21 protein-coding genes are annotated in these 22,839 nt (G+C 68.7%); 7 read left to right on the forward strand and 14 right to left on the reverse strand.

The genetic code is table 11. The features are described from left to right. Nucleotides 1-242, forward strand: a 242-nt coding sequence (locus ACWGSK_RS18360) for a hypothetical protein (RefSeq protein ID WP_452456333.1), incomplete at its 5' end; no start/stop codon positions are given. Nucleotides 243-474: 232 nt separating this feature from the next. On the opposite strand, the gene pcrA is transcribed toward ACWGSK_RS18360, so the two are convergent. After that, nucleotides 475-2,799: a DNA helicase PcrA gene (gene pcrA, locus ACWGSK_RS18365; RefSeq protein ID WP_358516051.1), complete on the reverse strand. Its 2,325-nt coding sequence runs from the start codon at nucleotides 2,797-2,799 to the stop codon at nucleotides 475-477. A 126-nt stretch (nucleotides 2,800-2,925) separates the two neighbouring features. On the opposite strand from pcrA, the gene ACWGSK_RS18370 reads away from it, so the two are divergent. Beyond that, nucleotides 2,926-3,873, forward strand: coding sequence for a nucleoside hydrolase (locus ACWGSK_RS18370; protein WP_358516053.1), 948 nt, complete (start codon nucleotides 2,926-2,928; stop codon nucleotides 3,871-3,873). 25 nt (nucleotides 3,874-3,898) lie between these two features. Here ACWGSK_RS18370 and ACWGSK_RS18375 read toward each other — a convergent pair whose 3' ends face one another. Further along, nucleotides 3,899-4,570 carry a response regulator transcription factor gene (locus tag ACWGSK_RS18375; RefSeq protein ID WP_358516055.1) on the reverse strand — a complete coding sequence of 224 codons (672 nt, stop codon included), beginning with the start codon at nucleotides 4,568-4,570 and terminating at the stop codon, nucleotides 3,899-3,901. A gap of 30 nt (nucleotides 4,571-4,600) precedes the next feature. After that, entirely contained in the window at nucleotides 4,601-5,803 is a 1,203-nt protein-coding gene (locus ACWGSK_RS18380; RefSeq protein ID WP_358516057.1) for an ATP-binding protein, read from the reverse strand. 191 nt (nucleotides 5,804-5,994) lie between these two features. Between ACWGSK_RS18380 and ACWGSK_RS18385 the strand changes: the two genes are divergently transcribed. Continuing rightward, complete coding sequence (locus ACWGSK_RS18385; protein WP_452456392.1) at nucleotides 5,995-7,377, forward strand: PspC domain-containing protein; 1,383 nt, start codon at nucleotides 5,995-5,997, stop codon at nucleotides 7,375-7,377. Next, nucleotides 7,358-7,594, forward strand: a complete 237-nt coding sequence (locus tag ACWGSK_RS18390) for a hypothetical protein (RefSeq protein ID WP_358516061.1) — start codon at nucleotides 7,358-7,360, stop codon at nucleotides 7,592-7,594. Before ACWGSK_RS18385 ends, ACWGSK_RS18390 begins: the two co-directional genes overlap by 20 nt. Here the strand turns inward: ACWGSK_RS18390 and rsmA are convergent. Both rsmA and ACWGSK_RS18400 read right to left on the reverse strand, forming a co-directional pair. Then, the gene (gene rsmA / locus ACWGSK_RS18395) at nucleotides 7,564-8,475 is read right to left on the reverse strand and encodes a 16S rRNA (adenine(1518)-N(6)/adenine(1519)-N(6))-dimethyltransferase RsmA (RefSeq protein WP_452456334.1); all 912 of its coding nucleotides are present in this window, start codon (nucleotides 8,473-8,475) and stop codon (nucleotides 7,564-7,566) included. The genes ACWGSK_RS18390 and rsmA overlap by 31 nt on opposite strands. Nucleotides 8,476-8,508: 33 nt before the next feature. Further along, complete coding sequence (locus ACWGSK_RS18400) at nucleotides 8,509-9,669, reverse strand: ubiquitin-like domain-containing protein (protein ID WP_452456335.1); 1,161 nt, start codon at nucleotides 9,667-9,669, stop codon at nucleotides 8,509-8,511. 160 nt (nucleotides 9,670-9,829) lie between these two features. On the opposite strand from ACWGSK_RS18400, the gene ACWGSK_RS18405 reads away from it, so the two are divergent. The 3 genes from ACWGSK_RS18405 to ACWGSK_RS18415 all read left to right on the forward strand — a co-directional run bounded on the left by ACWGSK_RS18405 (nucleotide 9,830) and on the right by ACWGSK_RS18415 (nucleotide 14,161). Continuing rightward, complete coding sequence (locus ACWGSK_RS18405) at nucleotides 9,830-10,945, forward strand: CaiB/BaiF CoA transferase family protein (protein ID WP_358506587.1); 1,116 nt, start codon at nucleotides 9,830-9,832, stop codon at nucleotides 10,943-10,945. Between the two features lie 91 nt (nucleotides 10,946-11,036). Next, complete coding sequence (locus ACWGSK_RS18410) at nucleotides 11,037-13,286, forward strand: hypothetical protein (protein ID WP_452456336.1); 2,250 nt, start codon at nucleotides 11,037-11,039, stop codon at nucleotides 13,284-13,286. 521 nt (nucleotides 13,287-13,807) lie between these two features. Beyond that, nucleotides 13,808-14,161 (forward strand): STAS domain-containing protein, encoded by a 354-nt coding sequence (locus tag ACWGSK_RS18415; protein WP_358506590.1) that lies wholly within the window; start codon nucleotides 13,808-13,810, stop codon nucleotides 14,159-14,161. 69 nt (nucleotides 14,162-14,230) lie between these two features. Here the strand turns inward: ACWGSK_RS18415 and ACWGSK_RS18420 are convergent, their stop codons facing one another. The 9 genes from ACWGSK_RS18420 to ehuB form a co-directional block, all read right to left on the reverse strand. Continuing rightward, a complete protein-coding gene (locus tag ACWGSK_RS18420; protein ID WP_358506840.1) occupies nucleotides 14,231-14,920 on the reverse strand; it encodes a M50 family metallopeptidase in 690 nt (229 codons plus the stop codon). Between the two features lie 158 nt (nucleotides 14,921-15,078). Beyond that, on the reverse strand, nucleotides 15,079-15,516 hold the full coding sequence (locus ACWGSK_RS18425; protein ID WP_358506593.1) for an SRPBCC family protein: 438 nt from the start codon (nucleotides 15,514-15,516) through the stop codon (nucleotides 15,079-15,081). Between the two features lie 12 nt (nucleotides 15,517-15,528). After that, nucleotides 15,529-16,446 (reverse strand): NUDIX hydrolase, encoded by a 918-nt coding sequence (locus ACWGSK_RS18430; RefSeq protein WP_452456337.1) that lies wholly within the window; start codon nucleotides 16,444-16,446, stop codon nucleotides 15,529-15,531. Beyond that, nucleotides 16,443-18,479: an RNA degradosome polyphosphate kinase gene (locus tag ACWGSK_RS18435; protein WP_452456393.1), complete on the reverse strand. Its 2,037-nt coding sequence runs from the start codon at nucleotides 18,477-18,479 to the stop codon at nucleotides 16,443-16,445. The genes ACWGSK_RS18430 and ACWGSK_RS18435 overlap by 4 nt, the downstream gene beginning before the upstream one ends. A gap of 170 nt (nucleotides 18,480-18,649) precedes the next feature. Then, entirely contained in the window at nucleotides 18,650-19,558 is a 909-nt protein-coding gene (locus ACWGSK_RS18440; protein ID WP_358506599.1) for a CPBP family intramembrane glutamic endopeptidase, read from the reverse strand. 191 nt (nucleotides 19,559-19,749) lie between these two features. Further along, the gene (ehuA, locus tag ACWGSK_RS18445; protein WP_358506602.1) at nucleotides 19,750-20,595 is read right to left on the reverse strand and encodes an ectoine/hydroxyectoine ABC transporter ATP-binding protein EhuA; all 846 of its coding nucleotides are present in this window, start codon (nucleotides 20,593-20,595) and stop codon (nucleotides 19,750-19,752) included. Next, nucleotides 20,582-21,187 carry an ectoine/hydroxyectoine ABC transporter permease subunit EhuD gene (ehuD, locus tag ACWGSK_RS18450; RefSeq protein WP_358506843.1) on the reverse strand — a complete coding sequence of 202 codons (606 nt, stop codon included), beginning with the start codon at nucleotides 21,185-21,187 and terminating at the stop codon, nucleotides 20,582-20,584. Before ehuD ends, ehuA begins: the two co-directional genes overlap by 14 nt. 32 nt (nucleotides 21,188-21,219) lie before the next feature. Continuing rightward, nucleotides 21,220-21,948, reverse strand: a complete 729-nt coding sequence (gene ehuC / locus ACWGSK_RS18455; RefSeq protein ID WP_358506845.1) for an ectoine/hydroxyectoine ABC transporter permease subunit EhuC — start codon at nucleotides 21,946-21,948, stop codon at nucleotides 21,220-21,222. A gap of 15 nt (nucleotides 21,949-21,963) precedes the next feature. After that, nucleotides 21,964-22,815, reverse strand: a complete 852-nt coding sequence (gene ehuB, locus ACWGSK_RS18460) for an ectoine/hydroxyectoine ABC transporter substrate-binding protein EhuB (protein WP_358506605.1) — start codon at nucleotides 22,813-22,815, stop codon at nucleotides 21,964-21,966. Between the last annotated feature and the right edge of the window lie 24 nt (nucleotides 22,816-22,839).

Genomic DNA, 22,839 nt, shown 5'->3' on the forward strand with positions numbered 1-22,839 from the left:
AACAAACATGGCTTAAAGAAAATCAAACACGCGCTGTTGAGTTCTCAAGAAACAATCACTCTTCCCGTACAAGCTCCGGAACCTTGCGGTTCTCGTTTGCTCTTCCGTGGAAGGCTTCTTCGTTGTGTCTTTACTTTATCAGGTGTTCCGTTTTCCGTCGAATCGGCGGTTTCGGTGTTCCTGATCGGGGTAAAGGCCCGTTTGTGCTTCTTTCGGCTTTGCGTTTTCACCTGTTGCTTTGAACGCTGGGCTTTTGAAGCGACTCTTCGAGTTTACATGCTCCGAGCACTGCTCGAACCAGGCTGTTGTGAAGAGGTGAGACCGGCTCGCCCGCAGAGATTTCCGCGTTCGTTTCGCTCGGTCTTCACCAACTGTACCCCTGGGTGTGAGTGCTCGTGACAGGTTCGGGAAACCTTGTCGGTGTCCTGGCTTACACACCCCGCGTCGAGAGGTCCCACCCCGCGCCGCTGCCCCTCACAGCTTCTCGATCGGCGCGTACTTGACGAGGAAGTCCTTCTCCCCGATGTCGGCGCCGAAGTCGATGCGGGCCTTGGTCTTGTCACCCGCCCCGTCGACGAGTTGGACACGGCCCATCCCGAAGGAGTCGTGGTTGACGAGGTCTCCGACGCTGAGAGTGGGCGCCTCCTTGGCGACCTTCTTCCGGCCACCACCGAAGGTGCCTCCGAAGCCGCCGCCCCCACCGAAGCCCCCACGACCACCGCCGATGCTGCGGCTGGGCGGCGCGGCCAAAGTGGACTCGGCCCGCTTCCAGTCGAGGAGGTCCACGGGGATCTCGTCGAGGAAGCGGGAGGCCGGGTTGTAGGAGGGCGTTCCCCAGGCGCTGCGCACCGCGGCCCGGCTGACGTACAACCGTTCCTGTGCGCGGGTGATGCCCACGTACGCCAACCGGCGTTCCTCCTCCAGCTGGGTCTTGTCACCCAACGTGCGGGTGTGCGGGAAGATCCCGTCCTCCATGCCGCTGAGGAAGACCGCGGGGAACTCCAGGCCCTTGGCCGCGTGCAGGGTCATCAGGGTGACCACGCCGCCCTCGTCGTCCTCGTCCGGGATCTGGTCGGTGTCGGCGACCAGGGCGACGCGTTCGAGAAAGTCCACGAGGGTGGGCTCGCCCGGATCGATGCCCTGGTTCTCCTCACCTTCCAACAGCGCCTCGTCCTCGATGAGCGCCGCGAAGGTGTTCTCGAACTCGCGGGCGACGTCGACGAACTCCTCCAGGTTCTCCACCCGGCTCTCGTCCTGGATGTCCTTGGACTCGGTGAGTTCGGACAGGTATCCGGTCTTGCCCAGCACCATCTCGACGATCTCGGCGGGCGTGCTGCCCGGCACCCCGGCGGCGAGTTCGTCGAGCAGCGCGGTGAAGTTGCGAATGGCGTTGGCCGAGCGGGTGGCGATGCCGGGTGCCTCGCCGACCCGGCGCAGCGCCTGGGAGAACGTGATCCGCTCGCGCGCCGCGAACAGCTCGATGGACTCCTCGGCACGGGCCCCGATGCCGCGCTTGGGCACGTTGAGGATGCGGCGCAGGCTGACGGTGTCCTCGGGGTTGGCCAGCACCCGAAGGTAGGCCAGGATGTCCCGGATCTCCTTGCGCTCGTAGAAGCGCACCCCGCCGACGATCTTGTACGGCAGGCCGGTTCGGATGAACACGTCCTCGAACACGCGGGACTGGGCGTTGGTCCGGTAGAACACCGCGACCTGGCTCGGCTTGACGATGCCCTCGTCGGTGAGCTTGTCGATCTCCCCCACCACGAACGCCGCCTCGTCGTGTTCGTTGTCGGCGACGTAGCCGATGATCCGGGGCCCCTCGCCCTGTTCGGACCACAGGTTCTTGGCGGGCCTGCCCTCGTTGCGGTCGATGACCGTGTTGGCGGCGGACAGGATGTTCTGGGTGGAGCGGTAGTTCTGCTCCAGCAGGATGGTGCGCGCGTTCGGGAAGTCGCGTTCGAATTCGAGGATGTTGCGGATGGTCGCGCCGCGGAAGGCGTAGATGGACTGGTCGGCGTCGCCCACCACGCACAGTTCGGCGGGCGGGACCACGGTCGTGTCGGAGTCCTCGGCCGCGCCCACGAGTTCTCGCACGAACACGTACTGGGCGTGGTTGGTGTCCTGGTACTCGTCGACCATGACGTGTCGGAAGCGACGCCGGTAGTACTCGGCGACGTCCGGATACATCTGGAACAGATTGACGGTGACCATGATCAGGTCGTCGAAGTCCATGGCGCCGGCCTCGTGGAGACGGCGCTGATACAGCCGGTAGGCCTCGGCGAGCTTCTTCTCCTGCTCGTTCTGGGCCTGCTCCGCGAAGGTGTCGTAGTCGATGAGCTCGTTCTTGAGGTTGGACACCTGGAAGCTGAAGGACTTGGGCGGGAACCGCTTGGGGTCCAGGTCCATCTCCTTGCAGACCAGCTGCATGAGCCTGGCGGCGTCCGACGCGTCGTAGATGGTGAAGCTGCTCGGGTAGCCGAGTCGGTGCGCCTCCCGACGCAGGATGCGCACGCACGCCGAGTGGAAGGTCATCGTCCACATGGTGTTGGCCGCGCGGGTACCGAGGAGCGCCTCGATGCGTTCCTTCATCTCGGCGGCGGCCTTGTTGGTGAAGGTGATCGCGAGGATCTCCCCGGGGCGCACCCCGCGTTCGGCCATGAGGTGGGCGATGCGGTGGGTGAGGACACGGGTCTTGCCCGATCCCGCGCCCGCGACGATCAGGAGCGGAGAGCCGGAGTGCGTCACGGCGTCGCGCTGGGGACCGTTCAGACCTTCGAGAAGCTGCTCTTGGGAGGACACGCTCTCCAGGTTACGACCGACCGGTGACGGTCGGGTCCACCCCCACCGAAGGCGCCCTAGTCTGGTTTCATACCGGGTGCGTACTTTTCCCACCCGGCCCATGTCTGTTTCGGGGGGAGATCGGTCTTGGCTGACCGGAAGACCACGCGTGTGTTCGTCGACTGCGACCCGGGGATCGACGACGCCGTCGCACTCGCGTACCTGGCGGCGCGGCCTGAGGTGGAGATCCTCGGTGTCGGCGCCGTGTTCGGCAACAACACCGTGACGGTGACCGCGCGCAACGCGCTGCGACTGTTGGCGCTGTACGGCCGCCCCGACGTGCCGGTGGCGGTGGGCGCCGGACGTCCGTTGGTGCAGGAGCCGCGACTGGCCGAGCACGTCCATGGCGGCAACGGGCTGGGGGACGTCGAGCTGCCCGAACCCGAGTGCGAGCCGGTGGCGGAGTCCGCCGCCGAGCTGCTGGTCCGGCTGGCCAGGGAGAACCCGGGCGAGTTGGACGTGTTGGCCGTGGGTCCGCTCACCAACCTGGCGATCGCGATCGGCCTGGAGCCGCGGTTGCCCCAGCTGGTGCGCCGGCTCGTGGTGATGGGCGGCGCCGTCGAGGTGCCGGGGAACGTGGGTTCGCACGCGGAGGCGAACATCGTGAACGACCCCGAGGCGGCCGAGGTGGTCTTCGCCGCAGGGTTCGATCTGGACCTGGTGGCGTTGGACATCACCATGAAGACGGTGGCGACCTCCGACTGGTTGGACCGGCTCAAGGAGGTGCCCGGGGAGCGGGCGGAGCGCACCTCGGCGTTCCTGGACTTCTACGCCGAGTTCTACAAGGGCATCTTCGGGGTGCGCCAGTGCGCCATGCACGACCCCTTGGCCGCCGCCGTGCTGGCCGACCCACACCTGGTCACCGAGGTGTTCGAGGCGCCGATCCGGGTTGAGCTGACCGGTTCGCTGACCCGCGGCATGACCGTTGCCGACCGGCGCCCGCGTCCGGGGCGGGACGAGCGTCGCGTCACCCGCGTGATCACATCGGTCTCCGGTGACGAGTTCCTGGACCGGATGTTGGACTCGCTGCGCTGATCGGGTCTCGCCCGCCGCGGGTCGGTCAGACCAGGCGGCGGGCGGTCGCCCAACGGCTCAGTTCGTGCCGGTTGGACAACTGGAGCTTGCGCAGCACCGAGGACACGTGGGTCTCCACCGTCTTGACGGAGATGAAGAGCTCCTTGGCGACCTCCTTGTACGCGTAGCCGCGGGCGATGTGCCGCAGGACCTCGCGTTCGCGCTGGGTGAGGCGGTCCAGCTCGGGGTCGACCGGGGGCGCGTCGGTGGCGGAGAAGGCGTCCAGCACGAAACCGGCCAGGCGTGGTGAGAACACGGCGTCTCCGTCGGCGACCCGGACGATGGCGTTGGACAGGTCCTTGCCGGAGATGGTCTTGGTGACGTAGCCGCGAGCGCCGCCGCGCACCACTCCGATGACGTCCTCGGCCGCGTCGGAGACCGACAGGGCGAGGAACCTGATCTGGGGGTGCTTGGCGAGGACCCGCCGGAGCACCTCCACTCCCCCACCACCCGGTAGGTGCACGTCGAGGAGGACCAGGTCGGGCCTGGTCTCTCCGATGACGTGCACGGCGCTGTCGACGTCACCGGCCTCTCCGATGACCTCGACCGTGTCGCCGAGTTCGCCGCGCACACCGCTGCGGAACAGCCGGTGGTCGTCCACGATCACGACACGGGGGATCGCGTCTCCGTCGCTGAAGGTCGTGCTCTCTTCTCCCACAACCAGAACCCTACCCCGCCCGGAAGTCGCTCACAGGTCGAGGATGCGGGGCATCCGGAGTTGGACCTCGGTGCCCTCGCCCGGTTCGGTGCGGATGCGCGCGGAACCGCCGTGGCGTTCCATCCGGCCGAGGATGGAGCCGCGTACGCCCATGCGGTCCTCGGGGATGGCGTCGAGGTCGAAGCCGGCCCCGCGGTCGCGGACGAACACCAGGACCTCCTTCTCCTCGACCTCGCCGAAGACGGAGATGTCGTCGCTGCCGGCGTACTTGGAGGCGTTGACCATGGCCTCGCGGGCGGCGCGCAGGAGTGCGGCGAGTCCGTCGTCCATGGGGCAGTCGCCCACGCACACCACTTCGAGGGGCACTCCGTGTTCCTCCTCGACCTCGGCGGCCACGCGTTCGAGGGCCGGCGAGACGGTGGTCTCGGCGTCGGAGGGACGTTGGTAGAGCCAGCTGCGCAGGGCGCGTTCCTGGACGCGGGCCAGTCGTTGGACCTCTCGGGGGTCCTCGGCACGACGCTGGATCAGGGTGAGGGTGTGCAGGACGGAGTCGTGGATGTGGGCGGCGAGTTCGGCGCGTTCGGCGTTGCGGATGCGTTCACGGCGTTCGGCGTCGCGTTCGCGGACCAGACCGATGATCCAGGGCGCGGCGACCAGGGTGATGCCGGCGAGGAGTGTGAACGCGAAGCTGAGTCCGGCGCGGGCGTCCTGGAGTTGTTGCTGGAACACCATGAAGCCGATGACGCCGGTGACGATGAGCAGGACTCCGGCGCCGGTGCGCATGAGGCCCTTGGGGCCGGCGCGGCTGACGGTGCTGGTCATCCACTCGTCGCGTTGGGCGGGGTTGGCCTGCTGCCACAGGATCGTGGCGCCGAGCGCGCCGAAGACGATGAACCACAGCAGTGGGTCGAAGACTCCGCCGAAGACGAGGAAGAGCATCCCGAAGGCGGCGGCCAGGCCGACGTAGGCGACGATCTGCGAGATGTCGCGGCCCTTGCGCCGGTTGTCGGCGGCCGGTTCGGTGCCCTCCTCGACCTCCGCTTCGGGGAGGATGAAGTAGAGGGCCGCGTACACGGCGAGGCCGATGCCGCCGACGCCCAGCGCCATGAAGGCGAGCCGGACCACGACGGGGTCGATGCCCAGGTGTCGGGCCACGCCGACGGCGACTCCACCGAGGAGCCGTCCCTCGACGGCGCGGGTGAGCCGCGGAGTTCCCACGGCCGTCGTTGCCACCGCCCGATCACCGCTTTCGTCCGATTCCCTGCGTACTCCTCCAGGATGCCTTGTGCGCGGCGCGCCGACATCGGGGACGCACCCGGGGTCCGTGGGGTGCTCTGGTCAGGGTGGGATCAGGGTCGTCCCGGATTCCCTCTTGGACGGGTCAGAGGCGACGATGGTTCCATGGGAAGGTGCGGTGAGCGATGATGACGGACGGTCAGGCCCCTGACACGCCGGCTGCCGCGGAGGTTCCGCCGGAGCCGGGGCCGGAGCTGCGCCGCAACGACGACCATCGGGTGATCGCCGGCGTGTGCGCCGGGCTCGGCGCGTACACGGGGGTCGACCCGGTGTTGTGGCGGACGGGGTTCGTGTTGACCCTGTTCGCCGGTGGTACGGGGTTGTTCCTGTACGTCGCGGCGTGGGTGCTGATGCGCGATCCCCAAGGGGGGCCGGCCACCTTCGAGCAGATGCTGGATCGGGCCTTCCCCTCGCGTGCGGTCCCCAAGTTGTTGGCCGTGGGGTTGATGGCGGCGACCGCGATGAGTCTGGTGGGTGGGTTCGGCTGGGGCACGATGATCCTGGCGATCCCCCTGGTGCTGGGGTTGTTGACCGCACGGAGTCGGGGGGTCGACCTGCGGGCCTCGTTGCTGGGACTGCGCGCCGACCTGGCCGAGCGGGAGCCGCCACCGACCGGGCCGGCACCACAGCCCAGCGCCGCCTACTACAACCCGGCGCAGCCGTGGGCGTCGGCCCCGAACGGTCCGGTGGACCTGGCGGTGGTCTCGGAACGCACCTCCCGCGACGGCGACGACGGTGACGACGAGGACGAGGACGAGGACGACGGCTCCGAGGGTGGGTTCGACGACGGCGATCAAGGGTGCCGGGGCCGGCGCGAGCCCCGTTCGTCGCCGTTGGCCTCGTTCGCGTTGTGGACCGTGGTGATCATGGCGGTCGTATGGGTGGTCGTCGCACCGAACCTGGGGGCGCCGTACTCCGAGGTGAACGGCGTCGATCTGTTGTTCGGCCCGGACCTCGGGATCTACTTCATGGCCGCGGCCACCACGGTGATCGGGCTGTTCGCGCTGATCGGGACCTTCGCGGGAAACCCACGCGGGTTGGGGTTCCTTGGAGCCCTGGCGGTGCTGGGCACGCTCACGGTCACCATGACCGACGTCACCGAGTGGCGGGTCGGCGGGGAGGTGTGGCGGCCGGAGTCGGTCGCCGAGGCCGAGTCCTCGGACCCGCGGTTGAGTCTGGGCGAGGGGACGCTCGACCTGTCCGGACTCGACGGAAGGTTGGATCCCGGACAGAGCGTGGACGTCACGGCCCGTGTCGATCAGGGGATGTTGATCGTGCTGATACCCGACGGCGTGCGGGTCGAACTGGAGGGACACGTGACGTTCGGGGCCGTGCACACCCCGGAGGAGGGAGACGACGACCGGCACGGGTACGACCTCACGTACGAGGAGTCGTTCGAGCCTGTCGGACCGCTGCCGCGATCCGAGGCCGCGGAGGTACCCGTGGTGAACGTGAAGACCGACACCAGGGTCGGAGTACTGGAGGTTCGCTATGACCAAGCGCGGGATTGACGGCGGCTCGCTGGTCGCCGGGGTGCTCTTCCTCGGCCTGGCGGTCGTGTTCGTCGTGCAGGGCAGCGGGTCCTGGGACTTCAACGCCCTGTGGCTGGTCCCGGTACTGTTCGCGGGCCTGGGGCTCGCCGGGGTGGCCCGGGCGCTGCTGCGTTCGCGCCCGGACCCGTCGGGTGCCCAGAAGACTCAGGACTCGGCCAAGGCCTCCGAGGACTGAGCCGGGCGGTGCTCCGCGATGGCCGCGAACTCCTCGATCCCCAAGGACTCGCCTCGCGTCCTCGGGTCGATGCCGGCGGCGCGCAGGGCCACCTCGGCGGCGGGCGCGGAACCGGCCCAGCCGGCCAGGGCCGCCCGTAGGGTCTTGCGGCGCTGCGCGAAGGCGGCGTCGATCACCGCGAAGACCTCTTCGCGGCGCGCCTTGGTGGTGGGGGTGGGGCGGCGCACGAGTTCCACCAGCCCGGAGTCGACCTTGGGCGCGGGCCAGAACACGTTGCGGCCCACCGCGCCGGCGCGTTTGGCCGCGGCGTACCAGGCGACCTTCGCGGAGGGCACCCCGTAGATACGGCCGCCGGGGGTCGCGGTGATCCGGTCGGCGACCTCGGACTGCACCATGACCAGCACCCGCCGCAGGGACGGCAGCAGTTCGAGCAGGTGCAGCAGGACCGGCACCGACACGTTGTAGGGCAGGTTGGCCACCAACGCTGTGGGTTCGGGCCCGGGGAGCTCGGTGATGCGCATGGCGTCGCCGGGAACGACGGTGAGCCGGTCGGCGAGGTCGGGCGCGTGGAGGGCGACGGTGCCGGGCAGGGCCTCGGCGAGCGCCGGGTCGATCTCGATGGCGGTGACCTGTCGCACGTGCGGCAGGAGGGCGAGGGTAAGGGATCCGAGTCCCGGTCCCACCTCGACGACCACGTCGTCGGCGCCGACTCCCGCCACACGAACGATGCGGCGGACGGTGCCGTGGTCGATGACGAAGTTCTGGCCCAGGGTCTTGGTGGGCCGGATGCCGAACCGCTCGGCGAGCTCACGTACGTCGGCGGGGGTGAGCAGGCGGGAGTGCTCGGCGGGGTCGGGTGCGGGTGTCTGTGTCACCCCCACATCTTGCCGGCCACCGCCCACCCGCTCGTCCCCCTAGTCGAAGAGGTGTGTCCCGCACTGTGGCCACTGGCTCTGCCAGTTCCCGTCGACGGTGTCGTAGAGCGCCTGGGCCCGGCCGGTCTGCTCGCCCGGGCTCGCCTCCGAGGGCAGTCCGCTGCCGCCGACCGATTCCCAGGTGGTGACGCTGAACTGGTAGAGGCCGTAGTAGCCGCCCGCGGAGTTGACCGCCGTGGGGTCGCCGCCCGACTCGCACTGGGCGAGCCCGGACCAGTTGAGGCCGGCCGCGGCGCCGCTCGCCTCGGGGGCGGGGTCCTCCTCCACCTTGGCGCCGACCTCCACCAGGCCCTCCACGGGTTCGGTGACGATCTCTTCGGAGAGTTCGTGTTCGACCTCCTCGCCTTCGCGCAGGACGGTCGCGGTGGTGACCTCCTTGAGGCCGTCCTCGGGTTCGGTGACGACCTCGCGTTCTCCCTCGGGTCGGTCGGGATCCCGCTGTTCGACGGTCTCGGCCTCGATGACGACCTCTTCGGTCTCGGGTTCGTCGAGGACGGGCAGGACGCGCACGACCATGTCCGGTTCTGCGGGCTCGTCGGGTTCGGGGCTGACGACGTCGTGTTCTCCGGGTTCGATCCCGGCCGCGTCGAGGACGTCGGAAACGGTGCCCCCGGTGGTGCGGGTCTCGGAGCGGATCGTGTCGTACACGACGACCATGCGGGGCGCGCGTTCGGCGGTGATGGTGAGGCCGTCCGCGGGGATGGCGGTGGTGTGCGCTCGGGAGAGTTCGACGCCTTCGGGGTCGAGGCCGATCTGGTCCAGGCCCTCGTGGAGGGTGGCGGCGTTGACCCGGTGTTCGGCCCGGTGGCCGTCGAGTTCCACGGTGAGCCGTCTCGGGGAGCGGACCATGACGTGGTCTCCGGCGCCGACGGGTGTCTCAAGGGAGGGTGCCACGGCGTCGTCCTCGTCGAGTTCCACACCCGCTTCCGCCAAAGCGTCGGCGACGGTTCCGCCGAAGGTGTGGACGATCGTCTCCGTACCGTCGACGTCGATGGTGACGCCGCGGTCCGTCGCCAGGGCGGTGCCGCCGCCGGCGAGGGCGAGCGTGAGCGCGCCGGTGACGACCGCGGCCACGACGAGACGGGGGACGACGGGGAGTGGGGCGCGCCTTCGGCCCTTGGCGCTGCGTCCGCCGGGCATGGGTGCATCACCCTTCTTTCGAGGTGGGACAGGATCACATTAATACCACGCTGAGTAAGTGATTTATTACCGTCCGAAAATGGGGACTGGCGCTGGGCAGGCCCGACCTGCACAATGAACCGAACGTCGTTCTAGTACTGCTCGCGTCCGAAAGGCACCCATGGGACCTCTCAACGGAATCCGCGTCGTCGAGTTCACCGGTATCGGACCGGCTCCGATGACGGGCATGCTCCTCGCCGACCTGGGAGCCGACGTCATCCGGGTCGATCGCCCCCAGGCCACCGAAGCCCTGCGCTCCGGCGCCCCCGGCCCGCACATGAGCGAGGGCCGGACGGTGGTCGGCGCCGACCTCAAGTCCGAGGAGGGCCTGAAGCTCGCCCGCGACCTGGTCTCCCGGGCCGACGTGCTCCTGGAGGGGTTCCGTCCCGGGGTGATGGAACGTCGCGGGCTGGGCCCCGACGACTGCCTCGAATCGAACCCGCGCCTGGTGTACGCGCGCGTCACCGGCTGGGGCCAGGAAGGGCCGCTGGCCCACACCGCCGGGCACGACATGAACTACATCTCCGTGAACGGCGCCCTGCACTCCATCGGCCGCGCCGGTGGCCCGCCGGTCCCCCCGGTCAACCTCCTGGGCGACTTCGCCGGCGGCACCATGTTCACCGTCACCGGGATCCTCGCCGCGCTGGTGGAACGGCAGACCTCCGGGCGCGGTCAGGTGGTCGACGCGGCGATGGTGGACGGCAGTGCCCTGCTCATGTCGATGCTGCACGAGGACCGTTCGCGCGACTTCTGGAGCGACGAGCGCGGCACCAACTACCTCGACACGGGGGCGCCCTGGTACGACGTCTACGAGTGCGCCGACGGCCGCCACGTGTCCGTGGGCTGCATCGAACCGCAGTTCTACGCCGCGTTCCTGGAGGGGACCGGCCTGGTCGGGGAGGACCTCCCCGACCAGTGGGACACCGGGGGGTGGCCGCGGTTGCGGTCCCGGTTCGCCGAGGTGCTGCGCACCCGCACCCGGGACGAGTGGGGTGCGGTGTTCGAGGGCACCGACGCCTGCGTCATGCCGATCCTGTCCCTGGCGGAGGCCCCCGACCACCCGCACGTGCGGGCCCGCGGGGCACTCACCCGCCAGGGCGACCGGGTCGTCGCCGGCCCCGCGCCCCGATTCGACCGCACGCCCGGCGAGGTCACCCGCGGCAGGCCGCTCCCCGACACCGACGAGGCCCTGAAGCGATGGGGCGTCGAGGACCGACTCCCACGGGAGCGACCCTGAGATCCCGGAATCGCCGCTTTCCCTCCACCCGCTTCCCCGATCACTAGGGTGAGCGCGACCGACAGGGCGAACGCGCGATCAGGGGGCCGCCATGGCACCGAGTCCCGGACCCGGCCCACGTTGGGGAGGGCACCTGGGCGCGTTCCTCATCGCCCTGGCGGCCCTCCTGGGCATGGCGCCCGCGCCCGCGTTCGCCGACACGGACACTCCCCCGGTGGTCCTGGTCGGGGTCCCCGGGCTGCTCTGGGAGGACGTCACCCCCGAGCACACTCCCGCTCTGTGGGCGTTGGCCGAGGACGGGGCCATCGGCAACGTGTCGATCCGCACCGCCACCTCCCGCACCTGCCCCGTCGACGGCTGGCTGTCGGTGTCGGCGGGGCAGCGCGCCTCGGCGGAGCGGGAGCGGTTCACGACCTGCGAGTCTCCGCCCGAACCACTGTCGGACGGTTCCGGCGCCGTCGTTCCCGGCCACGCCGAACTCGTGGCGGCGAACCGGGACTCGTCCTTCGCCGCCCCCGTGGGCCTGCTCGGGCAGACGGTGCGCGACCACGGCGGACCGACCCTGGCCGCCGGCCCCGGCGCCGCGCTGGGCGCCGCCGACGCCTCGGGGCGGGTCGACCACTACCTGGAGTCGGCGCGCGAGGTAACCCCCGAACGGCTCGACGGGGTGTCCCTGGCCGTGGTGGAGCTGCCCCAACTCGCCCACCTCTACCCGGGCCCGGCCACCTTGGAGGACGGCCGGGAGGAGATGCGGCCCGAGGACGTATCCGAGGAGGCTCGCGCGGAGGCGCTGGAGACCCTCGACACCCGGCTCGCGGCGTTGACGGGCGCCCTGCCCACCGGCGCCTCGCTGATGGTCATGGGTGTGTCCATGGACGCGGGGCCGTCCCGACTCACCGCGGCGGTGACCGGGCACATGACCGAGCACGGACCGGCGGGCCCTTCCGCGTACCTGGTCTCGGATTCGACCCGAAGGCCCGGCCTGGTGGCCCTCACCGACACCACCGTGACCGTTCTCCACGCGTTGGGGATGCGGCCGCAGGAGCCCACGGGCGGCCGGGTCTGGCGGTTGAGCGAACGTCCCGCGTCGGCGGAGGCGGCCCTGGACCGGTTGGTGGACCTCGACACGGCGGCGGTGGTGGTGGGGGCCGCCATCCCGGGGTTCTTCAGCGGCCTGGTCGCCCTGCAACTGTTGATCTACGCGGCGGCCGCCTACGCCCTGCACCGGTACTCCCACGGGCAGAGGGACAAGCGTGCTCTGGTGCTGTCGCTCACCCGGACGGTGGCGTTGGCGGGCGCGGCCTTCCCCGTGGCGAGTTATCTGGCCAACCTCGTCCCGTGGTGGTCCGTGCCGTTGCCTTCACCGGCCCTGTTGCTGTCGGTCCTGGTGGCGGACGCCTTGGTGGTGGCGGTGGCCATGGCGGGGCCGTGGCGGCACACCGCGCTCGGCCCGATGACGGTGGTGGCGGGCGCGACCACTCTGGTGCTGTTCGTGGACCTGTGCTTCGGCGCGCATCTGCAGATGAACTCGCCCACCGGGTACTCCCCCATCGTGGGCGGCCGGTTCTACGGGATCGGCAACATCGCGTTCGCGACCTTCGCCACCGGCATGCTCATGGCGGTGACCGGGATCTCGCACGCCCTCATCGTTCGGGGCCGACGGCGGGCGGCGGTGGCCACGACCCTGGCGATCGGGACCGCTTCGGTGCTCGTCATCGGGTGGCCGGGCCTGGGCACCGACTTCGGCGGGGTGGTCGCGCTGATCCCGGGTCTGGCGGTGACCTCGATGATGATCGCGGGGATGCGCGTCACCGTGCCGCGACTCGCCGTGGCGGGGGTGACGGCGGTGATGGTAATCACCCTGTTGGCCTGGGTGGACCACCTGCGTCCGGCCGCGGACCGCAGCCACTTCGGCGCTTTCGCCGATCAGGTGCTGAACGGGGAGGCGGGGACCGTGCTCGCCCGCAAGCTGGGCGCGATGCTGGGCACTCTGGGCAACTGGCAACTCACCCTGTTGTCGGCGGGGGCCCTGGCGTTCCTTTTCCTTGTCCTCAACCGGCCAACGAGATGGCGGATCGGAGCGCTCCAACGGGCCTACGAGTACGCTCCGACGCTCCGGGCGGGGCTCACCGGGTCCCTCGTGACGGCTCTGGTGGGCTTCGCGGCCAACGATTCGGGGGTGGCGATTCCGGCGCTGGCGCTGACCATCGCGGTTCCGTTGACCCTTTCGGCCTGCGTTTGGGCACTCCAACAACGGGATCAGGACTCACCCCCTACACCATCGGACCCAAGAAAGGCAAACCACACAGGCACGGGCATGCGTCACTCACGTCACGAATAGGCCACGACCCTGTGGTAAGGTCCGTGGCTGTAACGACCCCGGTGAACCGAGATCCCAGCAGGCACCGCGGCCCCGGGGAGTGGGGCCCACGCCAGGCTCCGGGCCGGCCGTCGACCTCGACGCGGTACGCCGGGGAATGACCGTCGACACCGGTGGGTTTCAGACCAGAGGGCCGTATCGATTTCGGTCCATGACGTACCCCGTCGACCCCGGGTCCGTCGAACACCGATCCTCACAGCCCTTGATCATCCGTCGTCGCCGATGGCAAGCATCGCTTCAGGAACTTTCGGGCCCGACCCGGGCGTTCCAGGAGTGCCGTGCTTTTCCGAGCAAACCTGGCGAGAAAGGCGTTTCCTCCCCCGGCATCCGGTCCGGGGTATCACGCAAGGAACTTGATGAACCATCAGCTTGGCTCACGCGGTAACGCAACCAACGCACCGGTCGCCACACGTCCCGGGTGGGACGGTTTGTGGTCCGCCTCGCCGACCCATCGGGCTGGGCCCGAGTACGCCGGAGTCGCAATGCCCGACCTGACCATCGCTTCCACCCTCCACGAGTCCGGACTTGTCCTGGCCCTGGACGGGGAGATCGACATGGCCACCGAGGCCCGCTTCCAGGACGCCGCCACGGGGGCCCTGACCACGCAGCCGTTCGGCCGCGTCGTGCTGGACTGCACCGACCTGCGTTTCATCGACTCCAGTGGTCTGCGCGTCCTCATCCGCTCGCACAAGTTCGCCAAGGAACAACGGGCGTTGCTGGTGATCGCCGCCGCCCCGTCACGGGTCCGGCAGACCCTGCGCATCACGTCCCTGGACACCCGAATCCCGGTGTTCGACTCGGTCTCACAGGCGCTCGCCGCGCCGCAGACCGCCTGACGGAAGCGCCCCTTCACGTAGAGAAGGCCCCGCGAACCCGGCCGCGGGGCCCCTTGCCATGCCCGGACGTCACTGGAACAGGAGCATCCACACGCCCAGGGCGGTGACCGCGATGTTCACCAGCAGGAACACCATCACCCACAGGGTGCCCGGCAGACCCGTGAGCCGGGCGAGCTGGTCGGCGTCGGAGTGCGGGGAGGGCTGACGCATCCGCTGGCTCTGTAGCTCGATGACGGGACGCACGCCCGCGAAGAGCAGGAACCAGATGAACAGGTAGGCGAAGGCCGCCTGGACCTCGTGCGGGGTGAACCAGCTGATGCCGAAGACCACTGCGCCGGTCACCACGATGGAGATCACGCCGTAGAGGTTGCGGATCATCAGCAGCATGGCGGCGAGCACGACGATGCTCAGCCACAGCAGCGCGGTGATGCGGCCCGACATCAGCATGAGGATGCCGAGGAGACCGATGACGGTGGGCGCGACGTAGCCGGCGAACACCGTGAAGATCATGCCGATGCCGGTGGGCTTGCCTCGGGAGACCGTCACCCCGGAGGTGTCGGAGTGCAGGCGGATTCCCGTCAACTGGCGGCCGCTGATCAGCGCCACGAGCGCGTGTCCGCCCTCGTGCGCGATGGTGACGACGTTGCGCGCCACCCGCCATGGCGGACCGAGCAAGACGGCCGCCAGGGCGATGGCGGCCGCCGTGACGATGATCCACTGTTCCGGGTCGGACTGGACGGACAACACGTCCTGCCACACGTCACCGAAGCTCGTTGCACCCACTGGTCTCCCGACTTCCACATCGACCGTCGTCAACGAACCCGCACTTGCCGACGCCTCGGTGGCCGGGGGGCGAGGGGATTCGCGGGCCCTTGCCGAACTTTAGGTCATTTCGTGGGCCATCGGGGACGTGCTCCTCAGGCCTGCTCGGCGACCCGTTTGAGACGGACCAGGGTCTCCTCGATCCCACGGGCGTTGCGGGCCGGGGCCCCGGACAGGACGTAGAAGAGCGTCTGTCCCCGCGTGTAGTCGAAGGTCTCCGTGACGAGGGTCCGTCCCGGGTCCACCTCCTCCAGCTCGTAGCGCCAGCGGTGCGAGCCCACGTGCTTCCAGGCGATGAGTCGGTCCTCCTCGAACTCCACCACCCGGTTGGTCATCCGGTAGGGCAACCCCATCATCCGCATGTCCATGCCGAACTCCGAGCCCGACTCCAGCCGGTCCGGCCCGAAGACCGCCCCGCGCACCGTGCCGGACCCGTCGAGTTCGGGGTGCCGATCGGGGTCGGCGAGCAGATCGAAGATCCTCTTGGCCGGAGCATCGACCACGACGCTCCGCGCCACCATGTGTTCAGCCATGCACGCATCATGTCATTCCCGCACATGGTGACGTTCCACCGCGGCCAGGGCACCGTCGACGGACACGTGCAGCACCCAGAACGACCCCTTGCGCAGCCCTCGTTGTTGGGACAACGGCGCGTCGAACCGGGTGAGCGCCTCGGTCAACAGCTCCGGGACCAACTCCCCGTGGGTGCACACCACTGTGGGAAGCCCCTCGTCGAGAACGCGCGCGAACGCCTCCCGGGCCCGCGCGACCTCGTGCTCCCGGCCGCCCCCGCCCACCGTGAAGGCGGGTTCGGTGCGCATTCCCGCGTCACACTCGACCGTGTACGGCAACAGCGACTCGGTACACCGTGCCGCCGACGACGACAACGCGCGCAGGTTCCCGTAGGCGCCGAGAACCCGGGGCAGCGACATGGCGTCGGCACGCCCCCTCTCGTCGAGTGGACGCAGCAGGTCGCCGCCGTCCCAGGAGCGTTTGTCCCCCGCGGACAGGTGCCGCAACAGGACGATGGGGAAGGTCCGGGCGGGGCCGGCCCGGAAGTCGTCGATGACCTTGGCGTCGTGTGCGTAGGTGAGCCGTTCGCGGGCCCGCTCCAACGGCACCCATTCGACGCGCTCGATCTCCTCGTTGGGTTCGTAGTCGACCTCCCCGCCCGGGTTTCGGGGGGTCGCCGCCCACCACTCCACCCGTTTGGGCCAACCGTCCTTGAAGTAGCGCTGCGTCGGCAGCCGGCGGCCGAGCACGGGGACCAGACCGGTCTCCTCCTCGACCTCGCGGACCGCCCCACCGATGGGGTGCTCGCCGTTCTTCAGCTTGCCCTTGGGCAAGGTCCAGTCGCCGCGGTTCGGACGACGGATGAGTACGACCTCACGGTCGTTCGCGCCGTCACGCCACAGGACGGCACCGCCGGCCCGGATGGGTTCCAGGTAGCCGCCCGGGTTCACGCCTCCACCGTCCGCAGGTGACGGTCGCCGCGAAGGACCTCCTGCAGGTCGTTGAGCCGCCGGCCCTCCTCGTCGTGGGTGGCACGATCCCACGTCCCGTCGGGTCGCATGTGCCAGGTGGAGGTGGTGTCGGCCATCGCCAGGTCCATCAGGGCGACCAGGCGCCCGCACTGTTCGGGGTCGGCGACTCGCACCAGCGCCTCCACCCGACGGTCGAGGTTGCGCGGCATCAGGTCGGCGCTGCCGATCCACACCTGGGGTCGCCAACCGTTGGCGAAGACGAACACCCGGGAGTGTTCCAGGAATCGGCCCAGGACGCTGCGGACCCGGATGTTCTCCGACAGCCCGGGCACACCGGGGCGCAGGACGCAACTGCCGCGCACCCACAGGTCCACGTCGACCCCCGCTTGGGAGGCCTTGTAGAGGGCGTCGATGATCTCTTCGTCCACCAACGAGTTGACCTTGATGCGGATGCGCGCGGGCTCGCCCTCCTCCGCGTTGGCGATCTCGGTGTCGATCTGTCGGAGCAGGCCGGAGCGCAGCCCGGACGGCGCCACCATGAGCCTCCGGTAGCGCTGTTTGCGGGAGAACCCGGTGAGGCTGTTGAACAGGTCGCTGACGTCCTCGCCCACCTCCGCCGCGGCGCTGAACAGGCCCAGGTCCTCGTACACGCGGGCGGTGCTCGGGTTGTAGTTGCCGGTGCCGATGTGGCAGTAGCGGCGCAGCAGGCCTTCGTCGTCCTGGCGGATGACCATGGAGAGCTTGCAGTGGGTCTTGAGGCCGATCACGCCGTAGACCACGTGGCAGCCCGCCTCCTCCAGCTTGCGGGCCCACTGGATGTTGTTCTGCTCGTCGAAGCGGGCCTTGACCTCCACCAGGACCACGACCTCCTTGCCCTCGCTGGCCGCCTCGATGAGCGACTCCACGATGGGGGAGTCCCCGCTGGTGCGGTACAGGGTCTGTTTGATCGCCACGACCTTCGGGTCGGTCGCGGCCAGCGCGAGGAAGCGCTCGGTGGTGGTGGCGAAGGACTCGTAGGGGTGGTGGACGAGGATCTCGCGTTCGAGGACGGAGGCGAACAGGTCCCCGGAGGTCAGCGCGCGCGGTTCGACCGAGACCATCGGTTGGTAGCTCAGGTCGGGTCGGTCGGCGTCCGCGATCTGGGAGAGTCCGGAGAGGTTGAGGGGCCCGGGCACCCGGTAGATCTCCTCGTCCTCGGCGCCGAGCTCGTCGGTGAGGATGGTCAGGACCGCGTCGCTGATGCTCTCCTCCACCTCCAGTCGTACGAGGGGCCCGAAGCGGCGACGCAGGAGTTCGTTCTCCAGGGACTGGACGAGGTCGTCGGTCTCGTCCTCGTCGACCTCCAGGTCCGCGTTGCGGGTGACACGGAAGGCGTGGTGTTCGACCACCTCGACGCCCTCGAACAGCCGGGGCAGGTGGGCGGCGATGATGTCCTCGACCGGGACGTAGCGGCCGCCCCCGTGCTCGGTGAGTTCGATGAAGCGCGGTAGGGAGGCGGGCACCTTGACCCGGGCGAACATGCGCCGGTCGTCGCCGGGGTCCCGGACGGTGACGGCGAGGTTCAGTGAGCGACCGGAGATGTAGGGGAACGGGTGCGCCGAGTCGACGGCGAAGGGCGTCACCAAGGGGTAGATGGAGCGATGGAAGTATCCGTGCAGGTACTCGCGTTCGTCGTCGGCCAGCTCGTTCCAGCGGACGATGCCGATGCCCTCCTGTGCCAGGGCCGGGGCGACGCTCTCCTTGAAGCAGGCGGTCTGTCGTGACACGAGTTCGTGTGTGAACAGGGAGATCCGCTCCAGCAGGACCTTGGGGTGGTGCCCGCTGGCGGAGGGCACCGAGAGGCCGGTGGCCAGGCGTCGTTTGAGTCCGGCGACGCGCACCATGAAGAACTCGTCGAGGTTGCTGGAGAAGATGGAGAGGAACCGCGCCCGTTCCAACAGGGGGATGCCCTCGTCCTCGGCGAGTTCGAGGACCCGCTGGTTGAAGCGGAGCCACCCTTCCTCACGGTCCATGAATCTGTCGGGGGACGGTTCCGCGATGCCGGTCTCCGCGGGTGTCGGCGCTGTTTCCGTGCTCACAGGTGGCAGACTCCCCCTCTTTCATGACCACGCGGTGACATCCCCATGAGAGGGAAATGACCGCAATGAGGCCCCTATGCATCATCTGTACCCATACGTGCGATTCAGATGCCGACGTCCAGGTCGGGCGGCAGGATGAGCACGAAGATCGCCACGCGCAACAGGACGTTGATCCAGGTGTTGCGGTAGCAGGCCCACAGGTAGCCGTAGAGCATGCTCGCGGTGGCGTAGGTCAGCATGGACATACCCGTGTCATGCATCAGGTCCGTCCCGGTGAGCTGGGACACCGCGTCATAGGGCTGGATCAGCGCGTAGGTCAGAGCGAACACCACGGACGTGGCGATGATGCCGCCCCAGCGCCCCAGGAGGATCTCCAACCGGGTCTGCATCATCCCGCGGAAGAAGATCTCCTCGCAGACCGCGATGAAGGTGAACGCGAGCAGCATGGCGTACAGGGTGAGCGACGGCTCCGGCAGGCCGATGTAGGGCACCATCAGGTACCCGATCACCACCGTCGCCGCGAGGACCGGGATCAGTCCCAGCCAGCGCCAGGGCTGGCTCACCTTGAGCGCGACCGTGGGCATGAGGGTCCCCTTGCCCTCCACCGTGAGGCCGGAGCGGTCCATGATCAGCAGGGGGAGCGCGAAGAGGAACAACAACCGGGACACCAGGGACACCGACATCGCGAGGTCCGGGGCGGTTCCGGTCTCCGTGCCGTAGAAGGTGAGCACCCCGGAGAGCACCACCATCGACAGCACGAAACAGACGAGGAGGAGTGCCTGCCAGGCCAGCTCCCGGCCGAGCGGATGACCCTCCATCGCGACCCGCACCCGCCGGTCCAGCTCGTCCCTCCGTCCCAACGACCAGACCAGGCCCCAGGACAGGAGACCGGCGAACAGCATCGGCGTCCAGGCGATCAGTAACAGGATGGACGATTCGTCGAAGACCTGGCCCCGAAGGGCCGGATGGGCGAGTAGCGGCCCGACCACGAGGATCACCGCGAGCGCGATCATCCATGTGAGCCCCCATCTTCGCACTATGGTCACAAGAGTCCCCCCTGCCTCAGAACCACCATTCTGCCCCGGGGAAAACTAAAAGCGACTTAATGACTACGGTATGTCGTTACCACGTGTGACCATGGAAAAGGGAGCCGCCCGGACCGTCGTGATGGTCCGGGCGGCTCCCCGTGAAACCGGTGAGGTACCTAGTGGCCGTTCTCCAGGACCGACTTGAGGAAGGACTTGGTCCGCTCCTCCTGAGGGTCCCCGAAGATCTGGTCCGGGTGGCCCTCCTCGGCGATCCGTCCCTTGTCGAACATCAGGACACGGTGTGAGACGTCACGGGCGAAGCCCATCTCGTGGGTCACGCACAGCATCGTGATGTCGGTGGTCTCGGCCACCTCGCGCAGCACGTCGAGCACACCGGCGACCAGCTCCGGGTCCAGGGCAGAGGTGACCTCGTCCAGGAGCAGGATCTCCGGTCTCATCGCCAGCGCGCGAGCGATCGCCACACGCTGCTGCTGGCCACCGGACAGCTGGGTCGGGTGGGCGTCGATCTTGTCGCCCAGGCCCACCAGATCCAGGAGTTCCTCCGCGCGGTGGCTCGCCTCGTCCTTGCCCAGGCCGAGCACGTTGACCGGCGCCTCCATGATGTTCTTGCGAACGCTCATGTTGGGGAACAGGTTGAACTGCTGGAACACCATGCCGATGTGCTTGCGCTTGGCCCGCAGGTACTTCTCGCTCGCGCGGGTCATTCCGGCGCCCTTGCGCATGTGACTGAAGGGCTCTCCATGGACCCAGATGTTGCCCTCGGTGACCTTCTCCAGCGTCATCAGCAGCCGCAGGATGGTGGTCTTGCCCGAGCCGCTCGGTCCGATGAGCGTCACGCGCTCACCGGGGGCGACCGCGAAGTCGAGGTGGTCCAGGACCGTGAGGTCGCCGAACCGCTTCACCACCTGATCGAAGACGATCAGGTTCTCCGCGGCGAGGCCGGCACCGTCGCCATCGACACCCGGTGCCATCGTGTTCTCGGGGGTATCAGACGGCGGCATATCGCTTCTCCAGTCGTCGAATCAAAATCGCGGAGGGGATGCTCACGACCAGGAACAGGAACCCGACCAGCGTGAACGCCTCGACGATACGGAAGTCGGCGCTACCGACGCGCTGGGCCTCGGTGAGCAGCTCGGCCACACCGATGGCGAACAGCAGGGGGGTGTCCTTGAACATCGCGATGAGGTAGTTCCCCAGTGCGGGGATGACCTTGCGGATCGCCTGTGGGAGGACGATGGCGCCCCAGGTCCGGTGGGACGGCAGGCTGAGCGCCCGCGCCGCCTCCCATTGGCCCTTGGACACCCCCTCGATCCCCGACCGGTACACCTCGGCCGTGTAGGCCGAGTAGTGCACGCCCAGGACCAGGATGCCCACGGTCATGCCGGAAACCGTCGAGGGCGCCAACAGGAAGACGAACACCAGCTGCATGACCAGCGGTGTCGTACGGATGAACTCCATGACGAAGTGCAGGATCGATCCGAAGACCGGCACTCGACGAGCGATCGCGATGACCAGGCCCAGAGCGAGGGCCATCAGGTAGGCGACGACCGTGATCTGCACCGTGACCCACAGGCCACCGAGCAGGTCGGGCATGACGTCGATGATCCACTCGAGATCCCAGAGGTTCACTTGGCCACCCCCACCTTGGTTCCGATCGTGGGCGGTCGCAACATGGAGAGGATCCCCTGGCCGCCGGACGGCAGCCGTCCCAGCTTCCGGTTGGCGCGGCGTTCGAGCAGTCGCATACCGAAGATGAGCACCTGCGCGATCAGGTAGTAGAGGATGAGTGCGCCGCTGTAGGCGACGACGGTCTCACCCGTGGCCTCTCGCAGCTGCTGGGCGACCGCGGCCAGGTCGGCGACACCGATGAGGTAGGCCACGGCCGTGGCCTTCATCAGCTCGATGATCAGGTTGCCGAAGGTCGGCAGCATCTGGGCCCAGGCCTGTGGGAGCACGACCAGGCGCATTCGCTGGAACCAGTTGAAGTTGAGCGAGACGGTCGCCTCGACCTGCGACTTGGGGACCGCGTTGATGGACGAACGCACGACCTCCGCGCCATAGGCGCCCACGTTCAGCCCCAAGGCCAGGATGGCCGCGAACCTGTCCTCCAACTGGAAGCCGGTGGCGATGGGCAGCGCGTACGCCATCCAGAACATCAGCACCAGGGCCGCGATCCCGCGGAAGACCTCCACGTAGACCGTGGAGATGGCACGCGGTAGCCAATGCCCCACCGAACCCATGATTCCGAAGACCATGGCGAGGAGGAACGCCAGGGCGGCGCCGCCGATGGTCAGTTGAACGGTGATCCAGGCCCCGTCCAGGAACCTGGGCAACCGTTCGACCAGGAAGTTGATCTGTTCCAAGGGGGATCAGCCCTCGCAGAGCTCGGCGGTGCTCGTACCGTCGGGCAGGTCGTCCTCGGTGAAGCCCCACTCCTCGCCGAGTTCGAGCAGGCGACCGCTCTCGGTGAACTCGGCGATGACGCGGTTGATCTCCTCCAAGAGTTCGGTCTCGTCCTGTCGCACGCACAGGCCGCCCCAGCCCTTCTCCTCGTTCCCGTCCATGACGGGGAAGAAGGGCTCGCTGACGTCGAAGTCGCCGCCGCGTTCCTGCAACAGGTAGTGGTGCGACACGCTCAGCATGGAGACGGCGTCCACCCGGCCGTTCTCCAGGAGCTCGTAGCCGGCGGTCTGGTTGCCGATGAGCTCCATCTGCTCCTCGGGAACCCCGAAGTACTCGGCGTAGGTCTGCTCCACCGAGCCGTTCAGCACGGCGAGCATGAGGTCCGGGTTGTCCGCGAAGTCCTCGAAGTGCTGGATGTTCTCGGGGTTGCCCGCGGCGACCATGAAGGCCTCCGGGGAGGTGGCGGTCGGTTCGGAGAACGCGACCTGCTCGCAGCGCTCGGGCGTGATGAACACACCGGCGGCGAGGACGTCGAAGCGGTTGGCGTTCAGGCCCGGGATGAGACCGTCCCAGTTGACCGGGGAGGCCTGGATCTCGGGGATGCCCAGTTCCTCGAAGACGGCCTGGGCCACGGCCGGCGACTGGCCCGCCGGGTCACCGGCGTCGTCGACGAAGCCGAAGGGGATCTCGTTGGCGAGTCCGACCGCTACGAAGCCCTGCTCACGGAGACGTTCCAGGAGGGAACCCTCTCCCTCGCCGCCGGCGCCGCCCTCATCGACCCGGCTGCACGCCGCGAGACCGGCCGTTGCGAGCCCCACGCCTCCCAAGCGGAGTGCGTCTCG

It is taken from the genome of Nocardiopsis sp. NPDC055551, assembly GCF_053619415.1.

Bases quoted from the DNA above. Each gene is read 5' to 3' on its own strand.
- ACWGSK_RS18440 (WP_358506599.1), bottom strand. From the start codon at position 19,558: ATGATCGCGCTCGCGGTGATCCTCGTGGTCGGGCCGCTACTCGCCCAT.
- ehuA (WP_358506602.1), bottom strand. From the start codon at position 20,595: ATGCCGCCGTCTGATACCCCCGAGAACACGATGGCACCGGGTGTCGAT.
- ACWGSK_RS18410 (WP_452456336.1), top strand. From the start codon at position 11,037: ATGGCACCGAGTCCCGGACCCGGCCCACGTTGGGGAGGGCACCTGGGC.
- ACWGSK_RS18405 (WP_358506587.1), top strand. From the start codon at position 9,830: ATGGGACCTCTCAACGGAATCCGCGTCGTCGAGTTCACCGGTATCGGA.
- ACWGSK_RS18425 (WP_358506593.1), bottom strand. From the start codon at position 15,516: ATGGCTGAACACATGGTGGCGCGGAGCGTCGTGGTCGATGCTCCGGCC.
- ACWGSK_RS18435 (WP_452456393.1), bottom strand. From the start codon at position 18,479: ATGGACCGTGAGGAAGGGTGGCTCCGCTTCAACCAGCGGGTCCTCGAA.
- ehuD (WP_358506843.1), bottom strand. From the start codon at position 21,187: ATGCCCGACCTGCTCGGTGGCCTGTGGGTCACGGTGCAGATCACGGTC.
- ACWGSK_RS18400 (WP_452456335.1), bottom strand. From the start codon at position 9,669: ATGCCCGGCGGACGCAGCGCCAAGGGCCGAAGGCGCGCCCCACTCCCC.
- ACWGSK_RS18415 (WP_358506590.1), top strand. From the start codon at position 13,808: ATGCCCGACCTGACCATCGCTTCCACCCTCCACGAGTCCGGACTTGTC.
- ACWGSK_RS18385 (WP_452456392.1), top strand. From the start codon at position 5,995: ATGACGGACGGTCAGGCCCCTGACACGCCGGCTGCCGCGGAGGTTCCG.
- ACWGSK_RS18390 (WP_358516061.1), top strand. From the start codon at position 7,358: ATGACCAAGCGCGGGATTGACGGCGGCTCGCTGGTCGCCGGGGTGCTC.